The sequence below is a fragment of the Streptomyces sp. NPDC002588 genome, from assembly GCF_040295925.1.
GTDB lineage: Bacteria > Actinomycetota > Actinomycetes > Streptomycetales > Streptomycetaceae > Streptomyces.
The window spans coordinates 152,963-159,349 of the sequence record NZ_JBEOWF010000024.1 but is presented as its reverse complement, the minus strand read 5'-3'; the positions used below and the strand labels follow the sequence as shown (position 1 = coordinate 159,349).

Below are 6,387 nucleotides of genomic sequence, written 5' to 3'. Positions count from 1 at the left end.
AGGGCCTTTCTGTTGCTGGTGCAGATGTCGCAATCCACACCAGGCCAGAAGGCCCTCACCTATTTCAAGATCCCTCAGCCGAGATCTGCCTCACCCGTCCACAACCTCCCGGGACAGAACACCTAGCCGACGTCGGCGCGCTCCAGGGTCGTCGTCACGTCGACGAAGCCCTTCCTGGCGGCCGCCAGGCGGCCCTGCTTCACCTGCTGGACGGTCACCTCGGCGTTGGTCATGCGGGGGAACCCGATGGAGGCGAGGCGGCCGGTGAACTTCCAGCGCAGGGCGGGGGTGAGCCCGTCCGTGGTGAACGTCCGGCCGTTGTCGAGGGCGCCGCGCACGCTGTCGGCGGTCACCTCGCCGTCGCCGAGCGACTCCACGGCCTGCCGGAAGACGCTGTAGGCGATCCAGGTGGTCTGCACCCCGGTGTCCGCGGGGTCGATGCTGGTGTCGGTGAAGGCGGACTCGCTGATCACCTTCTTCATGCCGTCCCACCGCTTGTCGGTGGCCACGGGGTACCAGCCGGTGACGTACGCCCCCTCGTACGGCCCGGAGCCGCCTCCGCTCGCGTCGATGAGGGTCTGGTCGACGCTGCCCACCACGGTGCCGGTGCTCACGGCGGGGTAGTCCTCGCGGCTGCGGCGGAAGGAGTCCATGAAGGTGCTGTTGCGGTCGCCCAGCGCGGGCACCACGCAGCCCTTCCCGGTGCCGGTCGCGCTGCCGGTGGCCGCGTCCAGCGCCTGGTCGGCCTGCAGGGAGTAGTCGGTGGCGTCCTCCGCCGCCCGCTGGTCGGCGGCCTGGTCGTGGCCGCCGACCTTGAGCCCGGCGTCGAGCATCGGCGGCAGGGCGTCGCCGGCGATGGTGTCGGGCCGTACGAGGGTGACGGGGCCGGTGCAGGTGGTGGCGAGCTGTCTGCCCAGGCCGGCGAGGAGGGCGGGCTGGCCGCCGTTGACGGGGTAGGACAGCGGGCTGGTGAACTCCTCGTTGGTGACGCCGTAGCCGCCTATGTAGGGGATGCCGGAGCCTTCCAGGTGCGGGAAGAACGCGTCGGAGTGCTGGCTGTAGGAGCCGACGACGGCGACCGCCTTCTCCTTGACCGCGCGTCGGGCGCAGGCCGCGGCGGACACCGTCGTGTTGTGATCGTTGCAGGTCAGGACGGTGAGCTTATGGCCGTCGATGCCGCCCTTGGCGTTGATCCAGCGGGCGTAGGCGCGGGCGAAGGCGGGCATGCCGGGCTTGTTCGTCGCGGCGGTCCCCACCGGCGCCCAGGTCATCACGACGATCGGGTCGTCCCCGGAACCCCCCGTGATACCGGGGACGACCCCGCATCCGGCGGTGAGCGACGCCACGGCGGCCAGGGCACCCACCGAGAGGATGGCCGCCCTGGCGGAGCCCCTACCGCGGAGGAACCTGAGGAGGAAGGCGCTTCGCGTGAAGGTGTGTCGACTGCCGGTCATGGACAGGCACGATTCCGCCACATCGCTAACCTGGGAGTGACCCACGGTCAACGACGGGTGACGCGAGGGTGAATTGCAGGGGTCCGTGAGGCTCCGGTGGCGGGAAAACGTACGATCGATGACCGTGCAAGGTTCGGAGAACTCTGAGAACTCTTCCCGCCGCGGCGGTCGCTCCTCCACCATGGGCGGCATGCCACTCAACGACATGCCGTGGTGGCGCTGGCGCAGCAATGTGCGCTCCGCGCTGCACATGCTCTCCGATCCGGTGTTCCAGCAGAACGTCTGGCTGGCCGGCGTCGACGGCTACGGCGACGTCACCGACGCCGTCTACCGTCTCGTCGAGGACACCTGGCTCGACAACTGGTCCGCCGAGAAGTACGTCGGCACGATCTTCCGCGACTCCCAGGAGGCGGCCCTCGTCGACACCGCCGTCCTGCGCGTCCTGCGGATCATGCACCAGGTCGGCCCGGACGCTCCCGTCTCCGCCTACGTCGACCACCCCGCCTGGCCGGAGGCCGTGCACGCGGCACGCGACGCGCACGTACGGATGGCGGCGGCCGACGGCGAGGACCCGGACGCGCCGCCGCGCACCCTGGAGGTCCTGCGGATCATGACCCGGTCCGCGTGATCGGGTGGGCGTGGCCCTCGTAGGTCCGCCCTGCGGACGGCCTTCCGGCCGGCTCACCCGGACATGAGACCCTGTGCTGCATGAACGAGCAGTCCACCCGAGCCGCGGCGGCCCCCGCCGACCAGTACGTCCTCACCCTTTCCTGCCCGGACAAGCCGGGCATCGTGCACGCCGTGTCGAGCTACCTCTTCATGACCGGCTGCAACATCGAGGACAGCCAGCAGTTCGGGGACCACGACACGGGCCTGTTCTTCATGCGCGTCCACTACTCGGCCCAGGCGCCGCAGACCGTGGACAAGCTGCGCGCGAGCTTCGCGGCGATCGGTGACTCCTTCCACATGGACTGGCAGATCAACCGGGCCGACGAGCGGATGCGCATCGTCCTGATGGTCAGCAGGTTCGGCCACTGCCTGAACGACCTGCTGTTCCGCGCCCGGATCGGCGCGCTGCCGGTGGAGATCGCGGCGGTGGTGTCCAACCACACCGAATTCGCCGAGCTGGTGGGCTCCTACGGCGTCCCCTTCCACCACATTCCGGTGACGAAGGACATGAAGGCGGAGGCCGAGGCGAGGCTCCTGGAGATCGTCCGGGAGCAGGACGTGGAGCTGGTCGTCCTCGCCCGGTACATGCAGGTGCTCTCCGACGACCTGTGCAAGCAGCTCAGCGGGCGGATCATCAACATCCACCACTCCTTCCTGCCGAGCTTCAAGGGCGCGAAGCCGTACCACCAGGCGCACACGCGGGGCGTGAAGCTCATCGGTGCGACGGCGCACTACGTCACCGCCGATCTCGACGAGGGCCCGATCATCGAGCAGGAGGTCGAGCGCGTGGGCCACGACGTCACACCGGACCAGCTGGTCGCGGTGGGCCGGGACGTGGAGTGCCAGGCGCTGGCGCGCGCGGTGAAGTGGCACGCGGAGCGCAGAATCCTCCTCAACGGCCGCCGGACGGTCGTTTTCGCCTGAGAGCGGCCTGTCCCTACATCCGGCTCAGGCTCGCCGCGGCGAACAGCACGTCTCTGATCGCCTCCCGGTCGCCCAGTTGCCCCGCCGCTGCCTCCTCCGGCGACACGTGGCCCGCGGCCAGCCTGCAGAACTCGACGTCGTCCAGCGCCACATGGGCCACCTCGTGGTCGGCGGAGCCCACCGCGCCGGGGGAGTCCAGGGGGATCAGCCAGTGGCCGCCGCCGTCGCCCTCGATCTCCAGGCGGAGGCTGCGGCCGGGGCTCCCGGCGCTCACCAGATGGCGTCGGGAGACCGGGGCGGCGAGTCCCGCGCGCCGGCGGGCCGCGAGGGCCTGCGGCAGCATCCGCGCCGCGAGGTCGATCATGCCGCGCAGATGGCGCGGCGCGGGCGGCGCGTACGGGTAGTCGACCGCCTCCGCGATGTCCTCGGCGTGCACCCAGCACTCGAACGCCCGGTCCAGCATGGCGTCCCGCAGCGGCAGTTCGAAGTCGCCGTAGGAGATCGGCAGGCGGCCGGGGCCGGTGCCGGTGAAGGAGACCGTGCGTACGAGGGCGTGGGTCTGGTCGCGCCAGGGGCCGCGGACCGAGCGGGTGGGCGGGAAGTGCGAGGCCTCCCAGAACGCCTCCGTGCGCTCGGCGGGGGTGCGGGTCTCGTCCGGTTTCTCCTGCTCGCCCGGGTGCAGCGGGTCGTCGAGGCCCAGCCCGACGGCGATCAGGCCGTCCACCGCGAACAGGTGGGCGATGACCCCGGCGACGGTGGTCCGGCGGTTCGCCTCGCCGGTGCCGCCGAACCAGCGCAGCCGCACGGGCGCGTGCCACTCCGCGTCCCCGAAGTCCTGGAGCAGGGCGTCCAGTCGCGCGGTCTCGGCGTCGTACGACGCCGCCCACGCCGGTACCGGGATGCGCGGCGGGCGGTGGTCGAGGCAGGCCTCCAGGACGCGGGTGCGCAGGGCCGGGTCGAGGTCCAGGCTCTCCGGGCGCTGGAGCAGGCCGACCGCCTCGCGCAGCCGTCGGGCCTCGTCCGCGCAGGCGCCGCACTCGCCGAGGTGCTCCTCGACGGCCGCGGTCTCTTCCGCCGAGCAGGCGGCGAGTGCCCAGGCGCCCAGCAGGGCCTTCAGTACGGGGTGCTCGAGGCGCGGCGGCAGGGCGACCGTGAGGCCGTCCAGCGCGGGCAGCGGCAGCCCGGTGTCCTCGACGGAGGCGCGGGGCAGGGGTATGCGGGGCGGGGGCGTGCCGGTGCCGCGCGCGCCCCGGGTCTCCCGGTCCGTGCCGTCCCCGTGCTCCGCGCTCTTCTCGTGCTCCGCGCCCGCCGGGTTCTCCTCGCCTTCCTCGCCTTCGTCGCCTTCGTCGTCGTGGGCCTCGTATCCGTCCGGGCCGTTCACGCCGCACCCCCGTATTCCGGCGGGGCCCCGGAGGAGGGGGCGTCGTGGGCCGTGGACAGCAGTTGCAGGCCGAGGCGGAGGCGGCGGCGGGCCTCGTCCTCGGTGACACCGAGGTCGGCGGCGGTCTGGCGGTAGTCGCGGCGCTGGAAGTACGCCAGCTCCAGGGCGGCGCGCAGCGGGGCCGGCATGGCCTGGACGATGTAGTCGGCGCGGGCGGCGACCGAGGCGTGGCGCACCTTCAGCTCCAGTTCCTCGGTGGTGCCCGGGCCGCCCTCCGCCAGCGCGGCGGTCTCGGTGGCGCGCAGCCGCTGCACGGCGAGGCGGTGGGTCAGCGCGGCGACCCAGGTGCGCAGGGGGCCCTGCGCGGGGTCGTAGGTGTCGGGGTGCTCCCAGACGTGGGCGAAGACGTCGCGGGTGATGGAGTCGGCGGCCCGTTCGTCTCCGAGCACGCGGTGGGCGAGGCCGTGCACGAGCGAAGCGAACCGGTCGTAGAGCTCGCCGAGGGCGGCCGCCTCACCGCGGGCGAGTCGCTGCTGCATCTTGCGGTCCCAGCGGGGCGGTGCGTCCTTCGCCATGCGGCCCCCTCACCGTGCCCGTCCCTGTGTCGGGTCTGCGTCCACTGTCAACCTCGAATGTAGTCGGCACGTCCGACAGTGCACGCCCCATTGTCCCAATGTGCGCCCCCTGCCTACCCGTGGGTGGTATGGAGCCGCCCCTTCCCATGCTCTTTGCGATCAGGCTGGATCGAACGGGGTCCATCTCTGATTGATATGGATCGAACCGGACTCGATGCGATGGAAACAAGCCTCTACCCGCGGGTTCCTGTTTTTTCTGCGGCGTTTCGGGGCAACGCCGCTGGGCAGCCGCGCTGCAAGGAAGCGAAGGGACAGCTTCCGTTTTACGCGAGCGAAAGGCGTGAGGGTGGCCTTCAAAGTGACCGGCGGCGAGCGGGGCGGGTGGGCCGTGCTCCATGTGTCGGGCGAACTGGACCTGGTGACGTCGCCGGTGCTGCGGCAGCGGGTGCACGACGAAGTGGCCGAAGGGCGCCACAGTCTCGTGCTGGACCTCTCCGAGGTGTACTTCTGCGACTCCAGCGGCGTCGGCGTGCTCATCGCCGCCCGCCGTCTCATCCGCTCCTGCCGCGGGCGGCTGCGCCTCATCCTGCCCGCGCGCGGGGCCGCGGAGGATTCGCACGTCAACCGGGTCCTGGGCGCGCTGGGCGTCCGCCGGCTCTTCGACGTGTACGTCGACCTCGAGGAGGCCGTGACCGAGGACGGGCCGGAGCCGCTGTCGGCGTGAGCCGTGTGCCACACCTCTGTCCCAGAACGCCTCCGGTCCTGGTACAGCCGCCGTCATCCCGCTGCCGCGGAGCCCCCGGCGTCGTACGCTCCCAGCCGGAAGCACCCCACCTGACGACCTGAAGCGGCCGGAGGAGACATGGTCAGCAGCGAGCACGAACACAGGATCGCCCGCCGGTTCGCCACCTTCGACCAGGACGGCAACGGCTACATCGACCGCGAGGACTTCGGTACGGCGGCCAAGGCGCTCCTCGCCGAGTTCGGCACCCCCGCCCGGTCCGGCAAGGGCCAGGCGCTGTACGCGGGCGCGGAGGCCTTCTGGCAGGGCATGGCGGGCATCGCGGACCGGGACGGCGACCAGCGCATCACCCGGGACGAGTTCGTGGGCGGCGCGGTCAAGCGCCTGCACGACAACCCGGACCGGTTCGCCGAGATCGCCCGTCCCTTCCTGCACGCCGCCCTCGACATCGCGGACCCCGACGGGGACGGACTGGCCACGGTCGAGGACACCGTGCGCGTGCTCAGGGTGCTGGGCGTACCCGAGGACCTCGCCCGCACGATCGCCGGCGCACTGGACACCGACGCGGACGGCAGGATCGGCGAGGCGGAGATCGTGCCCGCCTTCGCCCGCTACTTCACCGTGCCCGAGTGAGTACCCGGC

The 6,387-nt window shown here is 71.7% G+C and carries 7 protein-coding genes; 4 read left to right on the top strand and 3 right to left on the bottom strand.

Annotation, left to right across the window (positions count from 1 at the left end):
* Positions 1 to 122 precede the first annotated feature (122 nt).
* The gene (locus tag ABT057_RS26965) at positions 123 to 1,454 is read right to left on the bottom strand and encodes an ABC transporter substrate-binding protein (protein ID WP_352346169.1); all 1,332 of its coding nucleotides are present in this window, start codon (positions 1,452 to 1,454) and stop codon (positions 123 to 125) included.
* 118 nt (positions 1,455 to 1,572) lie between these two features.
* Between ABT057_RS26965 and ABT057_RS26960 the strand changes: the two genes are divergently transcribed.
* Together ABT057_RS26960 and purU are read left to right on the top strand one after the other, a co-directional pair.
* Complete coding sequence (locus ABT057_RS26960; protein WP_352346168.1) at positions 1,573 to 2,082, top strand: SCO4402 family protein; 510 nt, start codon at positions 1,573 to 1,575, stop codon at positions 2,080 to 2,082.
* 80 nt (positions 2,083 to 2,162) lie between these two features.
* Positions 2,163 to 3,047 (top strand): formyltetrahydrofolate deformylase, encoded by an 885-nt coding sequence (purU, locus tag ABT057_RS26955; RefSeq protein WP_352346167.1) that lies wholly within the window; start codon positions 2,163 to 2,165, stop codon positions 3,045 to 3,047.
* A 13-nt stretch (positions 3,048 to 3,060) separates the two neighbouring features.
* Here purU and ABT057_RS26950 read toward each other — a convergent pair whose 3' ends face one another.
* Both ABT057_RS26950 and ABT057_RS26945 read right to left on the bottom strand, forming a co-directional pair.
* Positions 3,061 to 4,428 carry a zf-HC2 domain-containing protein gene (locus ABT057_RS26950; RefSeq protein ID WP_352346166.1) on the bottom strand — a complete coding sequence of 456 codons (1,368 nt, stop codon included), beginning with the start codon at positions 4,426 to 4,428 and terminating at the stop codon, positions 3,061 to 3,063.
* On the bottom strand, positions 4,425 to 5,003 hold the full coding sequence (locus tag ABT057_RS26945) for an RNA polymerase sigma factor (protein ID WP_352346165.1): 579 nt from the start codon (positions 5,001 to 5,003) through the stop codon (positions 4,425 to 4,427). Before ABT057_RS26945 ends, ABT057_RS26950 begins: the two co-directional genes overlap by 4 nt.
* Positions 5,004 to 5,343: 340 nt before the next feature.
* Here ABT057_RS26945 and ABT057_RS26940 point away from each other — a divergent pair, with 340 nt between their 5' ends.
* Both ABT057_RS26940 and ABT057_RS26935 read left to right on the top strand, forming a co-directional pair.
* Positions 5,344 to 5,727 (top strand): STAS domain-containing protein, encoded by a 384-nt coding sequence (locus tag ABT057_RS26940; RefSeq protein WP_352346164.1) that lies wholly within the window; start codon positions 5,344 to 5,346, stop codon positions 5,725 to 5,727.
* Positions 5,728 to 5,865: 138 nt separating this feature from the next.
* Positions 5,866 to 6,378, top strand: coding sequence for an EF-hand domain-containing protein (locus ABT057_RS26935; RefSeq protein ID WP_352346163.1), 513 nt, complete (start codon positions 5,866 to 5,868; stop codon positions 6,376 to 6,378).
* Positions 6,379 to 6,387 lie beyond the last annotated feature (9 nt).

Bases quoted from the DNA above. Each gene is read 5' to 3' on its own strand.
- ABT057_RS26965 (WP_352346169.1), bottom strand. From the start codon at position 1,454: ATGACCGGCAGTCGACACACCTTCACGCGAAGCGCCTTCCTCCTCAGG.
- ABT057_RS26960 (WP_352346168.1), top strand. From the start codon at position 1,573: ATGACCGTGCAAGGTTCGGAGAACTCTGAGAACTCTTCCCGCCGCGGC.
- purU (WP_352346167.1), top strand. From the start codon at position 2,163: ATGAACGAGCAGTCCACCCGAGCCGCGGCGGCCCCCGCCGACCAGTAC.
- ABT057_RS26945 (WP_352346165.1), bottom strand. From the start codon at position 5,003: ATGGCGAAGGACGCACCGCCCCGCTGGGACCGCAAGATGCAGCAGCGA.
- ABT057_RS26935 (WP_352346163.1), top strand. From the start codon at position 5,866: ATGGTCAGCAGCGAGCACGAACACAGGATCGCCCGCCGGTTCGCCACC.